Annotated in this window: 21 protein-coding genes; 10 read left to right on the plus strand and 11 right to left on the minus strand. The window is 73.0% G+C overall.

What is annotated here, in order from left to right:
• Window positions 1–175 precede the first annotated feature (175 nt).
• The 3 genes from FHX78_RS19510 (at window position 176) to FHX78_RS19520 (ending at window position 2,503) form a co-directional block, all read left to right on the plus strand.
• Window positions 176–940 carry a GOLPH3/VPS74 family protein gene (locus FHX78_RS19510; RefSeq protein ID WP_145868707.1) on the plus strand — a complete coding sequence of 255 codons (765 nt, stop codon included), beginning with the start codon at window positions 176–178 and terminating at the stop codon, window positions 938–940.
• Window positions 941–1,227: 287 nt separating this feature from the next.
• Window positions 1,228–2,085, plus strand: a complete 858-nt coding sequence (locus FHX78_RS19515; RefSeq protein ID WP_145868708.1) for a helix-turn-helix domain-containing protein — start codon at window positions 1,228–1,230, stop codon at window positions 2,083–2,085.
• Window positions 2,086–2,311: 226 nt separating this feature from the next.
• Window positions 2,312–2,503: a DUF397 domain-containing protein gene (locus FHX78_RS19520; protein ID WP_145868709.1), complete on the plus strand. Its 192-nt coding sequence runs from the start codon at window positions 2,312–2,314 to the stop codon at window positions 2,501–2,503.
• Between the two features lie 96 nt (window positions 2,504–2,599).
• Here FHX78_RS19520 and FHX78_RS19525 read toward each other — a convergent pair whose 3' ends face one another.
• From FHX78_RS19525 to FHX78_RS19535, 3 genes are all read right to left on the minus strand, one after another.
• Entirely contained in the window at window positions 2,600–3,487 is an 888-nt protein-coding gene (locus FHX78_RS19525; RefSeq protein ID WP_145868710.1) for a MerR family transcriptional regulator, read from the minus strand.
• 80 nt (window positions 3,488–3,567) lie between these two features.
• On the minus strand, window positions 3,568–4,077 hold the full coding sequence (locus tag FHX78_RS19530) for a glutathione peroxidase (protein ID WP_145868711.1): 510 nt from the start codon (window positions 4,075–4,077) through the stop codon (window positions 3,568–3,570).
• Between the two features lie 9 nt (window positions 4,078–4,086).
• Window positions 4,087–5,076, minus strand: coding sequence for a helix-turn-helix domain-containing protein (locus tag FHX78_RS19535; protein WP_145868712.1), 990 nt, complete (start codon window positions 5,074–5,076; stop codon window positions 4,087–4,089).
• A 125-nt stretch (window positions 5,077–5,201) separates the two neighbouring features.
• Here FHX78_RS19535 and FHX78_RS19540 point away from each other — a divergent pair, with 125 nt between their 5' ends.
• Window positions 5,202–6,377 carry an MFS transporter gene (locus FHX78_RS19540; protein WP_145868713.1) on the plus strand — a complete coding sequence of 392 codons (1,176 nt, stop codon included), beginning with the start codon at window positions 5,202–5,204 and terminating at the stop codon, window positions 6,375–6,377.
• Window positions 6,378–6,488: 111 nt separating this feature from the next.
• Here FHX78_RS19540 and FHX78_RS19545 read toward each other — a convergent pair whose 3' ends face one another.
• From FHX78_RS19545 to FHX78_RS19560, 4 genes are all read right to left on the minus strand, one after another.
• Window positions 6,489–7,199: a nucleotidyl transferase AbiEii/AbiGii toxin family protein gene (locus FHX78_RS19545; RefSeq protein WP_145868714.1), complete on the minus strand. Its 711-nt coding sequence runs from the start codon at window positions 7,197–7,199 to the stop codon at window positions 6,489–6,491.
• Between the two features lie 27 nt (window positions 7,200–7,226).
• A complete protein-coding gene (locus FHX78_RS19550; protein WP_145868715.1) occupies window positions 7,227–8,051 on the minus strand; it encodes an SAM-dependent methyltransferase in 825 nt (274 codons plus the stop codon).
• Window positions 8,052–8,191: 140 nt separating this feature from the next.
• On the minus strand, window positions 8,192–9,595 hold the full coding sequence (locus FHX78_RS19555) for an MFS transporter (RefSeq protein WP_145868716.1): 1,404 nt from the start codon (window positions 9,593–9,595) through the stop codon (window positions 8,192–8,194).
• A gap of 3 nt (window positions 9,596–9,598) precedes the next feature.
• Window positions 9,599–10,540 carry an amidohydrolase family protein gene (locus tag FHX78_RS19560; protein WP_145868717.1) on the minus strand — a complete coding sequence of 314 codons (942 nt, stop codon included), beginning with the start codon at window positions 10,538–10,540 and terminating at the stop codon, window positions 9,599–9,601.
• Between the two features lie 263 nt (window positions 10,541–10,803).
• Between FHX78_RS19560 and FHX78_RS19565 the strand changes: the two genes are divergently transcribed.
• The 4 genes from FHX78_RS19565 to FHX78_RS19580 all read left to right on the plus strand — a co-directional run bounded on the left by FHX78_RS19565 (window position 10,804) and on the right by FHX78_RS19580 (window position 14,482).
• Window positions 10,804–11,490, plus strand: a complete 687-nt coding sequence (locus FHX78_RS19565; RefSeq protein WP_145868718.1) for a response regulator transcription factor — start codon at window positions 10,804–10,806, stop codon at window positions 11,488–11,490.
• Between the two features lie 11 nt (window positions 11,491–11,501).
• Window positions 11,502–12,905 (plus strand): sensor histidine kinase, encoded by a 1,404-nt coding sequence (locus tag FHX78_RS19570; protein WP_145868719.1) that lies wholly within the window; start codon window positions 11,502–11,504, stop codon window positions 12,903–12,905.
• On the plus strand, window positions 12,902–13,927 hold the full coding sequence (locus FHX78_RS19575; protein ID WP_145868720.1) for a TAXI family TRAP transporter solute-binding subunit: 1,026 nt from the start codon (window positions 12,902–12,904) through the stop codon (window positions 13,925–13,927). Before FHX78_RS19570 ends, FHX78_RS19575 begins: the two co-directional genes overlap by 4 nt.
• 249 nt (window positions 13,928–14,176) lie before the next feature.
• Window positions 14,177–14,482, plus strand: a complete 306-nt coding sequence (locus tag FHX78_RS19580; protein WP_145868721.1) for a hypothetical protein — start codon at window positions 14,177–14,179, stop codon at window positions 14,480–14,482.
• Here FHX78_RS19580 and FHX78_RS19585 read toward each other — a convergent pair.
• From FHX78_RS19585 to FHX78_RS19595, 3 genes are all read right to left on the minus strand, one after another.
• The gene (locus FHX78_RS19585; protein ID WP_145868722.1) at window positions 14,451–14,867 is read right to left on the minus strand and encodes a DUF1761 domain-containing protein; all 417 of its coding nucleotides are present in this window, start codon (window positions 14,865–14,867) and stop codon (window positions 14,451–14,453) included. The genes FHX78_RS19580 and FHX78_RS19585 overlap by 32 nt on opposite strands.
• Before the next feature lie 125 nt (window positions 14,868–14,992).
• Window positions 14,993–15,505: a DUF6584 family protein gene (locus tag FHX78_RS19590; protein WP_145868723.1), complete on the minus strand. Its 513-nt coding sequence runs from the start codon at window positions 15,503–15,505 to the stop codon at window positions 14,993–14,995.
• 62 nt (window positions 15,506–15,567) lie between these two features.
• Window positions 15,568–16,002, minus strand: a complete 435-nt coding sequence (locus FHX78_RS19595) for a VOC family protein (protein WP_145868724.1) — start codon at window positions 16,000–16,002, stop codon at window positions 15,568–15,570.
• A gap of 130 nt (window positions 16,003–16,132) precedes the next feature.
• On the opposite strand from FHX78_RS19595, the gene FHX78_RS19600 reads away from it, so the two are divergent.
• Together FHX78_RS19600 and FHX78_RS19605 are read left to right on the plus strand one after the other, a co-directional pair.
• The gene (locus tag FHX78_RS19600; protein WP_145868725.1) at window positions 16,133–16,879 is read left to right on the plus strand and encodes a hypothetical protein; all 747 of its coding nucleotides are present in this window, start codon (window positions 16,133–16,135) and stop codon (window positions 16,877–16,879) included.
• A gap of 114 nt (window positions 16,880–16,993) precedes the next feature.
• Complete coding sequence (locus FHX78_RS19605) at window positions 16,994–17,281, plus strand: ScoMcrA-related endonuclease (RefSeq protein ID WP_145868726.1); 288 nt, start codon at window positions 16,994–16,996, stop codon at window positions 17,279–17,281.
• A 298-nt stretch (window positions 17,282–17,579) separates the two neighbouring features.
• Here FHX78_RS19605 and FHX78_RS19615 read toward each other — a convergent pair whose 3' ends face one another.
• Entirely contained in the window at window positions 17,580–18,059 is a 480-nt protein-coding gene (locus FHX78_RS19615; RefSeq protein ID WP_145868727.1) for a hypothetical protein, read from the minus strand.
• Window positions 18,060–18,211 lie beyond the last annotated feature (152 nt).

Below are 18,211 nucleotides of genomic sequence, written 5' to 3' on the forward strand. Positions count from 1 at the left end.
CCACAACGCTCCACGGCGCTGTCCGAACCATGTACCAGTGTCCTGTGTGCGGGCCTACCCCACGCGGTAGACGAGAACGACATACCTACTGGTTCCCTTACGAACCGGTCACGCACCCTCGACAGACCAATGTGAGAGGGGTCACCCTGTCATTCATCCACGCGGGGAGGCATGGATGGGCAGGAGCCGCAGAACACTTCCGGAGGAGCTTCTGCTGCTGGCATTGGACCCGGCCACGGGTACCACTGCGCAGCCGCAGTCGCTCGACCTCGGTCTGGCCGGAGCGCAGCTAGTGGAGCTGGCGCTGGCCGGACGGATAGCCCCAGACGGGGATCGTATCGCCGTGGTCGTGCCACGGCCGACTGGAGACCCAACACTGGACTGCGCGTTGGAGTTGCTGCGAAGGCGTGGCGCTCCCGTGCGGGCGGTCCACTGGATCGGCGGGCCGCGTCTCGGGCTCCGCCAGACCTACCTCTCGCATCTGGAGCGGTGCGGCATGGTGCACGCCGTGGCCGGACAGATGTGCGGGGTGCTGCCGACGACTCGCTACCAGGCGACGGACACCGAGATCAGCCGGGAGATCAGGGCCCGGCTGGACTCCGCGATCCGCACCGGCGTCCCGCCGGACCCGCGGACCGCGGCGCTCGCCGCACTGGCGCACGCGGTCGGACTCGGCAAGCACCTGTACCCGGGGAACGAGGGACGCTCCTCGCGTTCCCGGTTGCGGGACCTGATCCGGCACGACCCCATGGGCGGACTCGTCGCGCACGCCGTGATGGACGTCCAGAACGGCGTGGCGGCACAGCCGCGCCGCAGCCCCGCCCCGGCGGGCCCGCCAGGCCGGCAGGCCCCCTCCGGCGGCAGGGGCGCACCGGAACCCGCCCGTGGCGTTCCGGCGCAACCACGCCGCGGATCCATGGCACGCGCCGTCGCCCACTAAGCACCACGTCCCCAGGGCGGACGGCACGGCACCATCGGATCCACGGCACCGCAGACCCGGTCACGGGAGCCGCAGTCCGAGCGGGGCGGAGAGAGCACACGGGCTCTCCCCGCCCCGCTCGGCGTGCCCGAGGCCGGTGTCCGCACCCGCCGCGGCGCGGTGAACTGGCGTGTACCCGTCGGATATCCACCGTTTCCCAGCGGTAGCAAGCACCTTGGTGGCAGTCTGCTCAACAGCAGACACGCAAAGTGGCAAGTACGAGGCACGCAGCCGGAGGTGCACGTCCCGTGGCGTCCAATGTCAATCCCACCGTCAGGCGGCGCCGGCTGGGCCAGGAGCTGCGCAGGCTCCGCGAGCTCAAGGGCATGACGGCCGAGGAGGTGGCGGAGCGGCTGCTGGTGTCGCAGTCGAAGATCAGCCGCCTGGAGAACGGCCGGCGCAGCATCAGCCAGCGCGACGTCCGCGACCTGTGCGGGGTCTACGAGGTCGAGGACCAGCGGATCGTCGACTCGCTGATGCAGATGGCCAAGGACTCCCGTCAGCAGGGCTGGTGGCACGCCTTCGGCGACATCCCGTACAGCGTCTACATCGGCCTGGAGACCGACGCCGAGTCGCTGCGGGTCTACGAACCGCAGATCATCACCGGCCTGTTGCAGACCCGCGCGTACGCCGAGGCCATCATCCGGGGCGGGTCGCCGGAGTCGTCGGAGCAGGACAACGACAAGCGGGTCGAGGTGCGCCTGCGCCGCCAGAGCCGCATCACCGCCGACAAGGACCCGCTGCGGCTGTGGGTGGTCCTGGACGAGGCCTCGCTGTACCGGGTCGTCGGGAGCCGGCAGGTGATGCGGGAGCAGTTGGAACACGTCATGGAGCTGTCCCAGCTGCCGCACATCACCGTGCAGGTGCTGCCGTTCGAGGTGGGCGCGCACGCCGGGATCAACGGCCAGTACTCCATCCTGGAGTTCGCCGACGCGGCGGACTCGAGCGTGGTCTACATCGAGGGCGTGACCAGCGACCTGTACCTGGAGAAGCCGCACGACGTGCAGAAGTACACGGTGATGTACGAGCACCTGCGGGCCCAGTCGCTGAACGTGGAGCAGTCGCGGCAGCGCGTCGAGCGGCTCGCCAAGGAGTACGCGCGCTGAACTCCGGCCGGACGGGGGCGGAATGGTACACCGCTGACAAGCATGACTGGAAGACTCGCCTGGAATATGCCATCCGGTCGAGTGAACGGGCGCTCCGGAAGAAGAGGGTGGCGAGTAGCGTCGATCACGCCAACCACCAGCGGGGGTTGGCGTAATCCGTTCTGCGGGTCCATGGCGGAATGCGCAGGCCGGTGACAGCGACTCAGCATCTGGCTACGGAGCGAACATGGCAATTCGTCTGGGCGCCACGGAAACGTGGACGACGTCCTCCTACACCAACAACAACGGCGCGTGCGTGATGGTCAGGTCGACCACGAAGGCGGCGCTGGAGCTCGGGGACACCAAGGTCCCCGAGGGCCCCAAGCTGGCCTTCCCCGCGGCCGCCTGGACCGCATTCGTGGCCTCGGTCAAGGACTGACCGACCGGACCGGCCGCCGGGCACCGGCACCGCCGACGGGGCCCTCTCGACCAGATCGCCGTCCTAGCCGAGAGGGCTCGTCCGTGGCCTCCCGGCTCAGCCCGCCGGGAGCGCCGCCGGACCGTTCCCGGCAGGCGCCACCGGGAAGGCCACGTCACACACCGGGTCCTCGGGACCCGCGGCCGACCAGTCCGCGAAGTACACCTCCCGGCAGGGCCCCACGGGGGTCAGTCCCTCGGCCGCGATCCACTGCTCCACCGCCTCGAAGGCGGCCAGGATCTGCGGATGCGCCACCTGCGCCTTGGTGATCCGGGTAAAGGCCAGCCGCCGGGCCGGTTCCACCCGCACCGCCGTCTCCCGGGCCCGCCCCCGCCGTTCGGCCCACTCCCGGGCCGCCGCCTCGTCGGCGACCGGCAGGCACGCCTCCGCGGGGCCGTCGCTCTCCATCGACACCTCGGCGTGGTAGGCGACGAACGGCGCCCCCGTCCCGCCCCCGCACTCCGCGGCCGCCGCCTCCAGCCGCCCCAGCGCCGCCCCGATCCACGCCGGCAACTCGTCCGCCAGCGTGTGCCGCGACTCGGTGATCAGCACCTGCTCCGGCACGTCCACCGTCTCGACCACGAACTTCCCGTACATCTCGGAACTCCTCCCGGACAACCGGCCGCGGAGGTACTCGGCGAGCGTCCGGCGCGCCGCGTGGCGCGCCTCGACGTCCGCCCAGTAGGCGGTCAGCCGTTCGGCCATCGCCGCACCGTCGTCCGCGTCGACGACCTCGGCGATCCGGGCGAGCGGCATGTCCAGCTGCCGCAACAGCGCGACCAGCCGGGCCCGTTCGACCTGACCGGGCCGGTAGAACCGGTACCCGGTGGCCTCGTCGACCCGCGCCGGGGCCAGCAGCCCCAGCCGGTCGTACAGCCGCAGTGCCTTGGCCGACAGCCGGGCCCGCGCCGCGAACGCCCCGATGCCGATCAGTTCCTCGTCCACGCCGACATCCTCCGCCGCCGGGCGGACCCTCCGCCCGGCGACGCAGACACTCGCCCCTGCCCCAGGGGCAAGGTCAACGGTCAGCCGATCGCCTTCTCCACCGCCGCCACGACCTCGGCCGACTCCGGCTCGGTCTGCGGCGAGAAACGGGCCACGACCTCGCCGTCCCGTCCGATCAGGAACTTCTCGAAGTTCCAGCGGATGTCGCCGCTGTGCCCCTCCGCGTCCGCGAAGCCCACCAGCCGCTCGTACAGCGCGTGCCGGCCCTCCCCGTTGACCTCCACCTTCTCCGTCATCGGGAAGGTCACCCCGTACGTCGCCGAACAGAACTCGGCGATCTCCTCGCTGGTGCCCGGCTCCTGTCCGAGGAACTGGTTGCAGGGCACGCCGAGCACGGTGAACCCCCGCTCCGCGTACGTCTCGTGCAGCCGCTCCAGGCCGGCGTACTGCGGCGTCAGACCGCACTTGGAGGCCACGTTCACGACCAGGATCGCCCGGCCCGCGTACTGGGCCAGCCCGGCGGAACCACCGTTCAGCGCGCCGATCTCGACATCGAGGGGAGAGGTGCCGTTGTTCTCTGCAGTCGTCATGAGCCGACCCTAGGCCCTGGACGTGGCGCCGGCGTGACCGGCCTCGGCCAGTACCTCCCCGGCCGCCGTCCGCACGTACAGCACGGACCGGCCCGCCCGGCCGCACCGCTCCACCAGCCCCGCCTCCCGCAGCACCCGCAGGTGCCGGCCCACCGAACCCAGCCCCTGCCCGGTCACCGCGACGAGATGGCTGGTGCTCATCGGGGCGCCCAGCAGCATCAGCACCCGGGCCCGCGCGGCCCCGAGCAGCGCCGCCAGCCCCGCCGGCACGGCCGCCCGGTCCCCGGCACCGGCCAGCGCGCCCGCGCACGGGTACACCAGCGCGTACCGGTCCGTGCCCTCCCAGGACACCCAGCCCACCCGCTGCGGCGTCACCGGCACGAACAGCAGCTCCGCCCCGGAGATCTCGCGCGGCGGGTACTCGTGCGCGTTCACCTGGAGCCGGCTCTCCCCGAGCCACCGCGTCCCCGGCCGCAGAGCGTCCAGCACCGTCGCCCAGCCACCCCGCCCCACCTGCGCGACCCGGGCGACCACATCGGCCTCCAGCACCCGCCGGCGCCGCGCCCAGTACGGCCGTACGGCCTCACGCCAGACGTGGGTGAGGAGGTCCGCGGCGCGTACCGCCAGGTCGTCGCGGTCGAGGGCGGCGGGCAGCGGGCCGTGCAGGGCGGTGCGGAGGTGGTCGCGGGCGGTCGCGGGCGGGACCGCGCGCACCCGGGCCACCTCCTCCTCGAAGCTCTCCCCGCCCCGCGGGGTCGGCGTCAGGAAGTCGGCGATCCAGTCCGTGCCGAGCGCGGCCGGCACCAGCCGCGCCGTCACCGGATCGGCGGCCAGCCGGGCCCGGTGGGCGGGCAGATGGGCGTCCAGCCAGGCCCGCTCCCCGGGATGCGCCGGCCCCGCCCCGTGCAGCAGCCGCAGACTCGCGAAGGTCTCGGCGAGCGGCGAGAGCACGAACCGGCTCCCGGCGAGCGTGTCCGCGCTCACCTGCCACCACCCCACGACGGTCCCCCCCCACTGCCCCGTGCCGCGTCCCGGCGCCTCCCCGAACGGGCGCGCCCCGCGCGGACTTTCGCGTCCCCGCGAAACATTAACGACCGTCCCGGCGCCCTCCCCACACTCCGCTCATGCGCAGCTACCGGGACCTCTTCCGCACCCCCGAGTTCACCCCGCTCTTCCTGTCCTCCGCCGCCCTCACCGCCGCCCAGACGATGAGCGGCCTGGCCCTGGCCACCCTGGTCTACCGCCAGACCGCCTCACCGCTGCTGTCCGCGCTGAGCATGTTCGGCCCGTCCCTCGCGCACGTCCTCGGCGCGTCCCTGTTCCTGTCGGCTGCCGACCGCCTGCCGCCCCGGGCCGCCATCGCCGGCGCGGCACTGTCCTTCGCGGCGGTCACGGCGGTGCTCGCGCTGCCCGGCCTGCCCGTCGTCGCCGTCTTCGCGATCCTGCTGGTCAAGGGGCTGGTGGCGTCGGTCGGCGGGGGAGTGCGCTGGGGCCTGCTCAACGAGATCCTGCCCAAGGACGGCTACCTGCTGGGCCGTTCGGTCTTCAACATGATGAACGGGGTCATGCAGATCGCCGGCTACGCGACCGGCGGCGTCCTGGTGGCGTTCCTCTCCCCGCGGACGTCGCTGCTGCTCGCGGCGGGCCTGTACGCCACGGCCGCCGCCGCTGCCCTCCTCGGCCTGACGCGCCGCCCGCCCCGCGCCACCGGCCGCCCCTCCGTCCGGGCCACCTGGCGCGCCAACGCCCTGCTCTGGTCCTCCGCGCCCCGCCGCCACGTCTACCTCGGCCTGTGGCTCCCCAACGGTCTGATCGTCGGCTGCGAGTCCCTCTACGTCTCCTACGCCCCCGACGCCGCCGGCACGCTCTTCGCCTGCGCGGCCCTCGGCATGCTCGCCGGTGACATCACGGTCGGCCGGCTGGTGCCGCCACGGCACCGCCGCCGGCTCGCCACCCCGCTGCTGCTGCTCCTGGCCATGCCCTACCTGCCGCTCGCCCTCCACCCGCCGGTCGCCGTGGCCGCCGTGCTGGTCACCGTGGCCTCGGCCGGCTTCGGCGCGAGCCTGGTCCAGCAGGAACGGCTGATGGACCTCACCCCGTCCGCCCTGTCGGGCCACGCGCTCGGCCTGCACTCCTCCGGCATGCTCACCCTGCAGGGCGTCTGCGCGGCACTGGCCGGCGGCCTCGCCCAGCTCACCTCCCCGGCCGCCGCGATGACGGCGCTGGCGGTGGCGTCGGTCGCGGCGACCCTGCTCCTGGCGGCCACCGCGCCCGGCCGCCGGGCAGCGGTGCCGGCGTGAGCGGCGGGGCCGGACCGTCCTGCCCGCCCACCCCTCGCCCGGATCCGGCGCCCACGAAGGCGCTGCATGCGGAGGCGCTGCATGCGGAGGTGGTGCCTCCGTATGCAGCGCCTACGTGTCCGACTCCTCGGGATCCGGCTCCTCCGGATCCTCGCCCTCCACCAGCCGTTCCGCGATGTCGTCCGCCCACGCCTGGGCCCAGCGGCGCAGTTCCTCGATCGCCGGGGCGTCCAGCCCGTGGGCGCGGAACCCGGCGTCGTCGAGCCACTCCGTGCCGGTCAGCCGGGACTCAAGCTCGGTGAGGTCGAAGGTGTCCGGGGCATGGCGGCGCCCCAGCTCCTCCAGCTCCGGATGGCTCCACCACCGGGACGCGGCGTGGACGTCGACGAGGTCACGGGGCAGCCCGCGGTCCGCCAGTGCCCGTACCGTCGTCCCGACGAGATCCTCCAGGGAGAGCGCCGGACCGGCCTCCGTCACCACCGGCGGGCGCCACAGCACCTCCTTGCGGAGGTCGACCCGGAACTCCGCGCCGGAGGCGGGGTCGCCGACGGTCAGCCGCGCGGCCAGCGGATCGGCCTCCGGGCCCTCGACCGTCCAGCCGCGCCCCTCCAGCCCGGCCCGCACCGCCTCGGCGATCTCCGCCATGGCCGCGGGATGCTCGGTGGCCAGGTCCACGCCCCGGCTGAGCCGGGCGTCCACCAGCCGGTGCGCCCGCACGGCCGCACCGCCGGCGAGGACCAGGCCGTACGGCGTCCCGGCGGCGAGCAGATCGCCCGACAGCCGCTCATGCACGGCGTCCGCGCCGACCGGAGGTGAGGCCATGCCCCGATTATCGCCCGCGCCGGCGGATCAGACCTTGCGCCCCACACCGCAGTAGGCGTCCACGGCGGCCGCGTCGCCCTCCGCCGCGTCGGCGTCCGGCCGCCACTCCGGCACCCGCACGACCCCCGGCTCCACCAGCTCCAGCCCGTCGAAGAAACCGGCGATCTCCTCGACCGCCCGCACGTGGTACGGCACCGCCCCGCTGGCGTTGTACGCCTCGGACGCGGCGATCATCCCGGGGCTGGTGGCGGTGCTGTCGCTGACCACGAGGTAGCTGCCCGGGGCCAGGCCCGCCATGAGCCGGCGCACCAGGTCCCGCGCCTGCTCGTACTCGGCGACGTGACCCAGGGTGTTGAGGATCATCAGGGCGACCGGACGGGACAGGTCCAGCGTCTCGGCGGCGGTGCGCAGCACGGCCTCCGGGTCGTACAGATCGGCGTCCAGGTAGGCCGTCGTGCCCTCGGGTGTGCTGGTGAGCAGGGCCTGCGCGTGGGTGAGGACGATCGGGTCGTTGTCGACGTACACGATCCGCGCGTCCGGGGCGACGCGCTGCGCCACCTGGTGGGTGTTGTCGGCGGTCGGCAGCCCGGTGCCGATGTCGAGGAACTGCCGGATGCCCTGCTCGCCGGCGAGATGACGGACCGCCCGGCCCAGGAACCGGCGGCTGGTGAGCGCCACGTCGACGAGCCCGGGGAAGATCTCCTTGATCTGCTCCCCTATCTCACGGTCGACGGGATAGTTGTCCTTGCCGCCGACGAAGTAGTTCCAGAAGCGCGCCGAGTGCGGAGTGGTCGTATCGATGCGGGCGCGGATCTCGAAGGCGGAACGGTCCTGGGTGGTGTCCTCCGACACGGCGGAGCCTCCTGTGGCTGTGCGATGACCAGTACCCCCAACCTATGCGAACGGGTGCCACCGTGCTTCGAGTTGGGGGTCCCGGCCCGCCGGGCCCCGGCCCGCCGGGTGTCCGGGCCGGCGTCCGGACACCCGCGCGGTCACGACGCCCGTACGGCCTGCCGTTCCGCCTCCGCCTCCGTCCCTCGTGCCGCCGCGTGGGCCTGCCGGGTCCGGGGGCCGAACACGGCCAGGACGACGGCACCGGCCAGCCACATGCCGGCGATGAAGAAGAAGACGCTCTGGTAGCCGCTGCCCTGGTAGAGGGCGGCGACGATCAGCGGCCCCGCGGCGTTCGACAGCCGGCCGAGCCCGTAGGAGACGCCGGTGCCCAGCGAGCGGCCGCGGGTGTCGAACAGCTCGGGGGAGTAGGCGTAGGCGAGGGCCGTGTAGCCGCGTTCGAACATGTTGACCAGGAAGCCGAAGACGATGATCAGGACCGGGTTGAAGGTCAGCCCGTACAGCAGGCCGCACAGCGCGATGACCGTGCCGAAGGCGGCCAGGCTCCACTTGCGTTCGAAACGGTCGGTGACCAGCGACGCGAGATACGAGCCCAGGGGCGCGCCGACCGTGGTGAGGGCCACGTAGAACACGGACTTCTCGACGCTGAAGCCCTCCTTGGCGAGCAGGGTGGGCGCCCAGCTGGAGAACCCGAAGAAGCCGATGGTCTGCGTCACCCACAGCACCGTGAGCAGCAGCGTCGGGTACAGGTACTTCTTCCGCAGCAGCAGCCGCAGCGGGGTGCGGGTCGACGGCGTCTCCTCCACCGGGGGCGCCGGCTCGGGCAGCGGGCCCTTCTCCGCGGCGACGCTCGCCTCGATCTCCCGCAGCACCTCGTCCGCCTTGTCGTACCGGCCGCGGCTCTCGTACCAGCGCGGCGACTCCTTCAGCCGCCTGGTGAACAGCACCAGCAGGATGCCCAGCGAGCCCCACAGGTAGACCAGCCGCCACGACCAGTCGTTGAGCGGCACGACCGCGCTGGCGATGAGATTGGTGGCGGGGGTGCCGCAGATGCCGATGACGATCGCGTACGCCTGGTACTTGCCGCGCACGGCGGCCGGGTACATCTCGTTGACGTAGATGACCGCGACGACCGTCATCGCGGCCAGACCCGCCGAGGTCAGCACCCGGAGCACGCCCAGCGACACGATGTCCCAGGCGAACACCGACACGAACGAGAACGCGCCGAACCACACCGTGGTCAGCATCAGCGCCCGCTTGCGGCCCCACCGGTCGGCCATCGCGCCGGCGCAGATCGACCCGAAGAACATGCCGACGAACGACAGCGACGTCACGTACGCGACCTGGTCGATGGTCACGCCCCACAGCTTGATCAGCTTGGGCGCGGTCGTCGCGAAGGTGTTGATGTCCGCGAACTCGAAGAAGTAGGCGAAGGAGATGGCCACCAGGGTGACCTTGTGGAACCGGCCGATCGGCAGCCGGTTCAGCCGGTTCAGCGCGTTGGAGTGCGCGGAGGGCGCGGAGTGCGCCGGTGACTGCTGCATGGGTCAGATCTCCTCGCCGGGCCAGTACAGGTTCATGGGGTTGTCGACCAGCAGTTGGCGCTGCTGCTCGGCGGTGACCGCGATGTGCGGCACGTAGTCGACGAGCAGGCCGTCGTCGGGCATGTGGCCGGTGAGGTTGGGGTGCGGCCAGTCGGTGCCCCACAGCACCCGGTCGGGGAACTCCGCCACGACCCGGCGGCCGAACGGCACCACATCGGTGTACGGGTGCCGCTCGCCGTCCAGCGCGGCGGGGCCGCTCACGCTGAGGCGTTCCGGGCAGGTCACCTTCACCCACACGTCGTGGTGCTCCACGAAGCGCAGGAAGCGGCCGAACTCCGGCCCGTCGGCCGGCCGGGTCACGTCCGGCCGGCCCATGTGGTCCACCACCAGCGGCGTGGGCAGCGAGCCGAAGAAGCCCTCCAGCTCGGGCAGGTCGGCGGCCTCGAAGTACAGCACGACGTGCCAGCCCAGCTCCGCGACCTTCTCCGCGATCACCCGCAGGTCGTCGCGGGGCGAGGCGTCCACCAGACGCCGTACGAAGGTGAACCGCACCCCGCGCACGCCCGCCTCGTGCAGAGCGCGCAGCTCGGCCGCGCCGACGTCCGGCCGGACGGTCGCGACGCCGCGCGCCCGGCCACCGGCCGCCCGTACGGCGTCGACCATGGCGGAGTTGTCCGCGCCGTGGCAGGTGGCCTGCACGATCACGGTGCGGGAGACGCCCAGGTGGTCACGGAGCGCGAACAGCTGCTCCTTGCCCGCGTCGCAGGGCGTGTACTTCCGTTCCGGGGCGAAGGGGAAGGCGGCCTGCGGCCCGAAGACGTGGCAGTGGGCGTCGACGGTGCCGGGCGGCAGCCGGAAGGCCGGCCTGGACGGGTCCGGGTGCCAGTCGAGCCAGCCCGGCGTCTTCGGGGCAGCGGGGGAAGCTGCGGGGTGAGCGGCGGTCATGCGGTCTCCTCGGGGACCTGGTGCGGTGCGTCGTCCTCGACCGCTGCAGCCTGGCTCCGCCCCGTGCGGCCCCGGGAGACGACCGGGCGCAGAACTAACCTCGCCTTAACATTCCGGGCCGACGGGGGACCGGGGGTCCGCTCGCCCCTCCCCGGCTGTCCCCCGGCCGCCCCCCGCTCGCCCACCGGGGGTCCGGCCGCCCGTGGTCTACATTCGGAACCGGAATGTGCTTGTCCGGATGCGGGCGGAGGGAGGTGGGCGGGATGCAGATACTGCTGGCCGAGGACGACGACGGGGTGGCCGCGGCCCTCGTCGAGGTCCTCTACGACCACGGCCACGACACCCGGCGGGTGCGCAACGGCCGGGACGTCCTGACCTACCACCGCAGCGCCGACCTGCTCCTGCTCGACCTGGGCCTGCCCGACGTCGACGGCCTGGAGGTGCTGCGCGGACTGCGCGCGGTGAGCGACGTGTCCGTACTGATCCTCACGGCGCGCGGCGACGAGCGCTCCGTCGTGCGCGGGCTGCGCCTCGGGGCCGACGACTACCTGGTCAAGCCGGTACGCCTCACCGAACTGCTCGCCCGTATCGAGGCCGTCACCCGGCGCGCCACCGCCGCGCGGGGCACGGCACGCAGCACCGCGCGCGGTGGCCCCGGGACGCGGACGGTCCGGGTCGCAGACGTCGAGGTCGACCTCGACGCCCGCCGGGTCCGGGTGGCCGGGGACGAGGTCGAGCTGACCGCGAAGGAGTTCGACGTCCTCGCCGTCCTGGCCGGACGCGCCGGTACGGCCGTCAGCCGGGAGCAGCTCCTGGACGAGGTGTGGGGCGACGCCCACCACGCCGTCTCCCGCTCCCTCGACGTCCACCTCACCCAGCTGCGCGCCAAGCTGCGCCGGCCGGGGCTGCTCACCACCATCCGCGGCTTCGGCTACCGCCTGGGCGACTGAGGGGCCGGCACGTGCGCACCCGGGTCCAGGCCGTGCTGCTGGTGTTCGGCATCCTCACCGTCGCCGCGTTCGCCGTGCCCCTGCTGCTGTTCACCGCCTCCGACCGCACCCAGCAGCTCGTCCTCGCCCGCAGCTCCGCCCTGGACCGCTTCGCCTCCCTCATGGACCAGGCGGCCGCCACCGGCGACACCTCCGCGGTCACCGCCGAGGCCCGCCGCTACACCGAGCTGTACGGCGAACCGCTCGTCGTCACCGACATCCGCCGCGTGCCCGTCGTCGAGACCGGCGGCATGCGGGCCGCCGACCCCGCCGTCGCCCGGCTGATCGACGCGGCCCTGCGCAACCAGACCGCCCACCCCCGGGGCCCGCTGCGCCCCTGGTCACGGGGCCACCGCACGTTCGCCGAGCCGGCCGGCACCGGCACCCGGGTCACCGGCGCCGTCGTCCTGCGGGCGTCCGTGGAGAACGCGGCCCACGACATCACCCGGCGCTGGGCCGCCGTACTGGCCGGCACGGCACTGGTCGCCCTCGCCTGCACGGCCCTCGCCCGCGCCGCGACCCGCTGGGTGGTCAGCCCGCTGCGCCGCCTCGACCGCGCGGTGGGGCGGCTCGCCGCGGGGCTGCCGCCCGACCGGACCAGTGCCGGCGGCCCGCCGGAACTGCGCCAGCTGGCGACCGGCTTCAACCGCATGGCGAGCACCGTCACGGCGGCCCTGGAACAGCAGCGCCGGCTCGTCGCCGACACCTCCCACCAGATGCGCAACCCCATGGCCGCGCTCCGGCTCCGCGTGGACGCCCTGCACACCCACCTGCCCGCCTCCGCCGACCGCACCTACACCGGGGTCACCACCGAACTCGACCGGCTGGAGACCCTGCTGGACGACATGCTGGCCCTCGCCACGGCGGAACACCGGGCCGGCGAACTGACGGTGACGGACGGCGCCGACGCCCGCTGCGACGCGGCCGAGGTCGTCCGGACCCAGCACCGGCGCTGGCAGCCGGTCGCCGAGCGCGCCGGGACCCGCCTCACGGCCGGGGCCCCGGGCCCGGTCCCGGCCGCCTGCACCGACCGCGAACTCACCCAGATCACGGACATCCTCGTGGACAACGCGATCAAGTACGCGGGCCCCGGCGCCACCGTCACCCTCGCCTGCACCACCGAGGGCGCCTTCGTGGCGCTCACGGTGACGGACGACGGCCCCGGTCTGAGCGCGGAGGAACTCCCCCAGGCCACGACCCGGTTCTGGCGCTCGGCCCGCCAGTCCGGGACGACGGGCACGGGCCTGGGCCTCGCCATCGCCGAACAGCTCCTGGCCGGCCGGGGAGGCCGCCTGCGCCTCGCACCGGCCCGGCCCCGGGGCCTGCGCGCCACGGCACTCGTCCCCCGCGCACGACCCGACGGCGGCGCACCATGACCCGGCACGGCGGTACGGCCCCGCGCGCCGCCGAGGGCGCAGTGGGCCGCCGTACCGCCCTGCGGGCCGCCGTCGGCTCGGCGGGCGCCGTCGCCCTCGGGGCCGTCCTCGCCGGGGACGCCTCACGCCAGGACCCCGGACCGAGCGGCGTCCTGCGCCTCGCCACGGGCGAGCCCACGGCGTTCTACGCGGCCTTCGGCCGCCTCCTCGCCGCCGAGGTCGAACGCGCCCACCCCCGCCTCAGCTGCCGCATCCGCACCACCGCCGGCAGCATCGCCAACATCGAGCTGCTGCGCGACGGCCACGCCGACCTCGCGCTCGTCCTCACCGACACCGCGCGGGCCGCCCAGGGCACCGGCCTCTTCCCGCGCCCGGTGCCCCTGCGGGCGATCGGCCGGCTCTACGAGACCTACCTCCAGTTCGCCGTCCGCGCCGACTCCCCCGTGCGGACCGTGTCCGACCTGGCCGGACACGAGGTGTCGCTCGGCGCCGTCGGCTCGGGCGCGGCCCTCCTCGGCGAACGGATCCTCCACGCCGCGGGCCTGTCGCCGGGCACCGACGTCCCCGTACGCCATCTGCGGCTGGCCGACGCCGCCGGCGCCGTACGGAACGGAACCGTCGAGGGCCTCCTCGTGGCGGGAGGCGTACCGCTGCCCACCCTCACGGACCTCGACACCGACCCCGGCCTGCGGTTCCTGCCGCTGGCCGGGCTGCTGCCCCGGCTCGGCGGCCACGACGGCCTGGCCGGCTCGGGCCTGGAGGAGGTGCCGTTCCCGCAGGGCGCCTACCGGGGTGCGGGCGGCGTCGCCACCATCGGCGTGTCCAACCTGCTGGTGTGCCGCCCGGGTCTGCCCCCGGCCGTCGCCGACGCGCTGACCCGCCTGCTGGTCCTGCGCGCCGGCGCCCTCGTCCCCGAGAACGCCGTCGGCGCCCAGTTCCTCGACGTCCGCAGCCTCATCGGCACGGGCAGCATCCCCCTGCACCCGGGCGCGGTGTCGGCGTACCGCTCGCTGCACGGCTGAGCACGCCCGGACCGCCCGCCCGGCGGCCGGACCCGCGGTCACCGGCTGTACGACCGCCTCCGGTGGCCCGGTGGCCGACCTGAACGGCGACGGCGCACCGCCGACCGCGCCTCCCCGCCCTCCCTCACCGGCACCGACCTGACCCTCGCCTTCACGTCCGACGACGGACCGGACACGACGGTCGGCCCCCGGCACCTGGTCGGGCAACGCGGCGAGGACGCCGAGGACACCGAGGACGTACGGGCCGTCGTGGCCGACTTCGACCAGCACGGCCCGTACGACCTCTTCATCACCGCCACCGGCCCGTTCGCCGGCGACGACCCCGTCGCCCCGGACGTGTCCGAACTGCGCCCCGGCCCCTTCTCACCGCGCGGCCGGGGAGAGGGCGACCGCCACAACAGGCGCTACCCGAAGCAGGCCGACCGCACCGACCGGCCGGCCCCCGACTCCATGCCCGGGGCCGCCCCGACGGCCTTCCACCCGCCGTGCCCGGCCGGCGCCGACCGCCCTCACGGGAGCACGCCTACCGCATCGCGACCAGGACGACGCTCGTGAGCACGCTCGTCACCACGAAGAACGGCGCGTTGAGGACGCCGTAGTAGAGGGGACGCGGGAAGTTCGGGTTGATGGCGATCTGGAAGGTCATCGCACCGAGGTAACCGACGCCGACGAGAAGCCCGAACACCACGGCGTCCCCCATACCGTTGATGTCGAGCGCCTCCACGAGCACCGCGCTGGTCAGGACGGTCAGAAGGAGGCACACCAGCGGACCCGCCGTGGTGACCACCGTCGGCGCGGGCGCCGGCGCGCCCTCGCGGCCCAGGGCCACGGCGTACGGCTTGGCGATCACGACCGCGAACCACACCCCGGCGAGCAGGAACGAGGCGACGGCCGCGATCGCGACGGCGGGCCAGACGATGTCGGCGAGAACGGAGAACACGCGCAGACTCCTTGCGGACGAGCGGCCCCTGTTGACCGCTGAGGGCAGGAGTCTTCGCCACGTAGCGGTCAGGTCGTGTCCGCTACCGGCGACCGTCGCACCGCGTGCGGCAGCCCTGCGTCACCTCAGTCGAACAGGGCGACGAGCCCGTTCACCCAGATCCCGAGCATCGCCAACGCCACCACCAGACATCCGCACCCGACCGCCCACCCGGCGAACCTGCCCTCCCCGGCGCCCGGTTCGTCGTCGCGCGGAGACGGCACCGCGTCCCAGTCGACCGGGCGCCCCAGGGCGTCGGAACAGGCGGTCCGTACGGCCGCCAGCTGCCGCGCGGCGAACGCGGAACCGGCCCGGGACTCGGGACCACGCCAGGCGAGCGCCCTCATGCGCCGCTGAGGAGTCCGGTACCTCGCTTCGAAGGCAGCGGTCTCGTCGGCGTCCCGGTCCTCCTCCAGGTACATCCAGCGCCCCGCTTCGGCGGGCTCGCCGTACAGCCGGTACACCTCGGCCAGACGGCGGCGCAGCGCCAGGTCGCCGGGGTAGGAGGAGACCAGCCCGCGCAGCCGCTGGCGCGCGACGGGGACGCGCCCGGCGGCCAGATCCGCGTCCACCCGGGCGAGCGTGTTGATCAGGGACATGACCGCATGATCACCCAGGACAGCGGGACGTCACGACCCCTTTTCGCCCCTCTTCCCGGCGGTCAATCGAGGCAGAACTCGTTGCCCTCGACGTCCTGCATCACGATGCACGACTCGTTGTACTCATCGGCCACCAGCACCTGCACGAGCGTCGCGCCGAGCGCGATCAGCCGCTCGGACTCGGCGCGGAGCGTGGCCAGGCGCTCCTCACCCACCAGCCCGGTACCGGCCCGCACGTCGAGATGGACCCGGTTCTTGACGACCTTGCCCTCGGGAACCCGCTGGAAGAACAGCCGCGGTCCCACACCCGAGGGATCACCGCAGGCGAACGCCGCACCCCGCCGCTCCGGCGGCAGCGAACGATCGAACGCGTCCCACGTGGCGAACCCCTCCGGCGGCGGCGGTACGACGTACCCCAACACCTCGCACCAGAAGCGGGCGACGCGCTCAGGGTCCGCGCAGTCGAAGGTGACCTGGAACTTCCTGATCGAAGACATCGGCGCACCCTAGCAGGGGGTCCCGGCCGCACAACCCCCCACGCCAACCCCCTTGTTGCCGAGGATCGCACGCCAGAAGGGGGTGGCGAACGCGCCCCGCTCCCGGTACCGGTCTGCTTGGATACCTGCGATGACGACGAGCCCTCCCCTCCTCCGCGCGGACGACGCCGGCCCCGACCGCCTGAAGGCCCTGCTGCAACGTGCCGCCACGGGCAGGGACGGTCAGGCCTGGAGCGACCTGTGGACGGAGCTGTACCACAACGGCTCCCTGGACCCCGCCCACCCGCTGGTCCTGCCCACGCTGGCCGACCTCGCGGAGACCGACGAAGCCGACACGGCGGCCCCGGCCCTCCACCTGGCCGGCGCCCTCCTCGTCCAGGCCGACCAGCAGCACGAGACCCGCACCCTACGGCACCAGTACGCACCGCACGTCGCACGCCTCCTGGACGCCGCGAACCGCCGGCGGCAGGTCACCACCGACCGGAACGACTACTGCCATCTGCTCGAAGCGATCCTGAACCTGGAGGGCGACATCCACTGGGCGGAGGCCCTGTTCTGGGGCCTCATCAGCGAGGAGTACGAACTCGACTGCCCCGATCCCGACGGGTGCGCGACGCTGTGGGTCGTTCTCGGCGAGCGGGGCCACTTCACCTCGACCGAGGACCACGCCCACGCCGACGACGCCGACACCTTCCCCCTCCATCCGGCCGACCCCCGCACCCTGCGAGGCCTCGGCCGACGCCTCCACGACCTCGCCCTGACCGACGCCCACGAGGACATCGCCCGCGCCCTGACCCACGCCTTCGGCCAGGCAACCTGCCCGGAGTGCCGCCAACCCTTCTCCATCGCCGCCCAGATCGCCACCGTCCCGAACTGACGACCGCGCCTGCCTTGGCGTACCGGTCACCCTTCACGCTCCGGTCGACCGCCGGAGGCCCCTCCCGGCCCGCATGGCCCGCCGGATGTCGGTGGCTTCGTCTACCTTCCCCTCATGACGCTGAACGAAATCACTCGACCTGCGATACTCCAGGCTGTCGCGGAGTACGACCGGCTCGGTCGGGACGCGTTCCTGGAGAGACACGGATTCGGACCGTCGCGCAGCTACCTGCTCCTGATCGATGGCAAGGAGTACGACTCGAAGGCCATCGTGGGGGCGGCGCACGGTTATCTGTCCGGGCGAGATCCCCTAGGGCGCGACGAGTTCTCCGGCGGCAAGGACCACGCGGCCAAGCTGTTGAGAAACCTCGGGTTCGAAGTCGTCGTCCGTGCGGCGGACTGATGCCTGACGGCACCTGACACCTCGGCGCGAGGAACGGTGCAAGGAAAGCCGATGAAGCTCAGCACGTGGAGTACGGCCGGGGGTACGTCGGCGCGCGCCTGTCCGGCGATCCCGGGCAGGCGGTCTACGACCGTCGGACCGAGCTCGGTCCGTCCCAGACATAACCGGCGGAGCGGGTCGGGATGACGTCGGGATGACTCAGCCCCAGACTTGCCGAACCACCCACCCTGACCTCCGCCGAACGGTGTGACGGTTGGACAAAGGCGGTGCGGTACGCGTCCGTCCGGTGTCGTTGATGTCAACCGTGAAGGTCAGGAGAGTGGGGAACCCTTTCGATCGCGAGGGGCGCAGCGGAGTCCAGCTCGATCGTGTCCCCTTCGTCTTCGCCGCTTCCTTCGACAGGGGAACGACCGACGGGAAGGACGATCAGCAAGGTGTGTGGCCGAGGCAGTCGACCGGTGTCCATGGGAGGGTCGTACTGGCCGACATCGATGACGCGCACCAAGGTCTCCGGGATGCCGACGAGGCATGTGTCGCCCGGTTCCAGGGTCCGAGGGTCCTGTTCCGTTCGGAAGAGTGACCACTCCCGACCGTCGGGTTCGACAGGAAGGGCGAACCGGCCGTTCCAGACGTACTGCGAGTCGGCATCGACTTCTCCCCATGGCCACTCGATCGACACGTCGAACCTCGACACCTCGGTCACCCGGGCCGGGGCGGACGCACACGACACCCGAAGTACGTTGCCCACCTGATAGTTCGGACTGCTGCCCTGTGTCACGTGCTCCCCCTCACCTGCGGAGACCGGCATCGAAGACTACCGGTGGGCCTGGGCTTCTTCTTGCCCTGGGTCTTGCCGGAAATCTCCAGGAGCTGGGTTTTTGCCGGTCAGGGGCAGCGTTCACGCGCGCCTGGTGGTCGTCTGGTCGTCAT

Origin of the sequence: Streptomyces capillispiralis, assembly GCF_007829875.1 — a bacterium.
GTDB lineage: Bacteria > Actinomycetota > Actinomycetes > Streptomycetales > Streptomycetaceae > Streptomyces > Streptomyces capillispiralis.

Coding starts and splice junctions, on each gene's coding strand:
- FHX78_RS19555 (WP_145868716.1), bottom strand. CDS start 9,595: ATGCAGCAGTCACCGGCGCACTCCGCGCCCTCCGCGCACTCCAACGCG.
- FHX78_RS19520 (WP_145868709.1), top strand. CDS start 2,312: ATGGCAATTCGTCTGGGCGCCACGGAAACGTGGACGACGTCCTCCTAC.
- FHX78_RS19510 (WP_145868707.1), top strand. CDS start 176: ATGGGCAGGAGCCGCAGAACACTTCCGGAGGAGCTTCTGCTGCTGGCA.
- FHX78_RS19540 (WP_145868713.1), top strand. CDS start 5,202: ATGCGCAGCTACCGGGACCTCTTCCGCACCCCCGAGTTCACCCCGCTC.
- FHX78_RS19545 (WP_145868714.1), bottom strand. CDS start 7,199: ATGGCCTCACCTCCGGTCGGCGCGGACGCCGTGCATGAGCGGCTGTCG.
- FHX78_RS19590 (WP_145868723.1), bottom strand. CDS start 15,505: ATGTCCCTGATCAACACGCTCGCCCGGGTGGACGCGGATCTGGCCGCC.
- FHX78_RS19605 (WP_145868726.1), top strand. CDS start 16,994: ATGACGCTGAACGAAATCACTCGACCTGCGATACTCCAGGCTGTCGCG.
- FHX78_RS19600 (WP_145868725.1), top strand. CDS start 16,133: ATGACGACGAGCCCTCCCCTCCTCCGCGCGGACGACGCCGGCCCCGAC.
- FHX78_RS19595 (WP_145868724.1), bottom strand. CDS start 16,002: ATGTCTTCGATCAGGAAGTTCCAGGTCACCTTCGACTGCGCGGACCCT.
- FHX78_RS19530 (WP_145868711.1), bottom strand. CDS start 4,077: ATGACGACTGCAGAGAACAACGGCACCTCTCCCCTCGATGTCGAGATC.
- FHX78_RS19560 (WP_145868717.1), bottom strand. CDS start 10,540: ATGACCGCCGCTCACCCCGCAGCTTCCCCCGCTGCCCCGAAGACGCCG.
- FHX78_RS19565 (WP_145868718.1), top strand. CDS start 10,804: ATGCAGATACTGCTGGCCGAGGACGACGACGGGGTGGCCGCGGCCCTC.
- FHX78_RS19575 (WP_145868720.1), top strand. CDS start 12,902: ATGACCCGGCACGGCGGTACGGCCCCGCGCGCCGCCGAGGGCGCAGTG.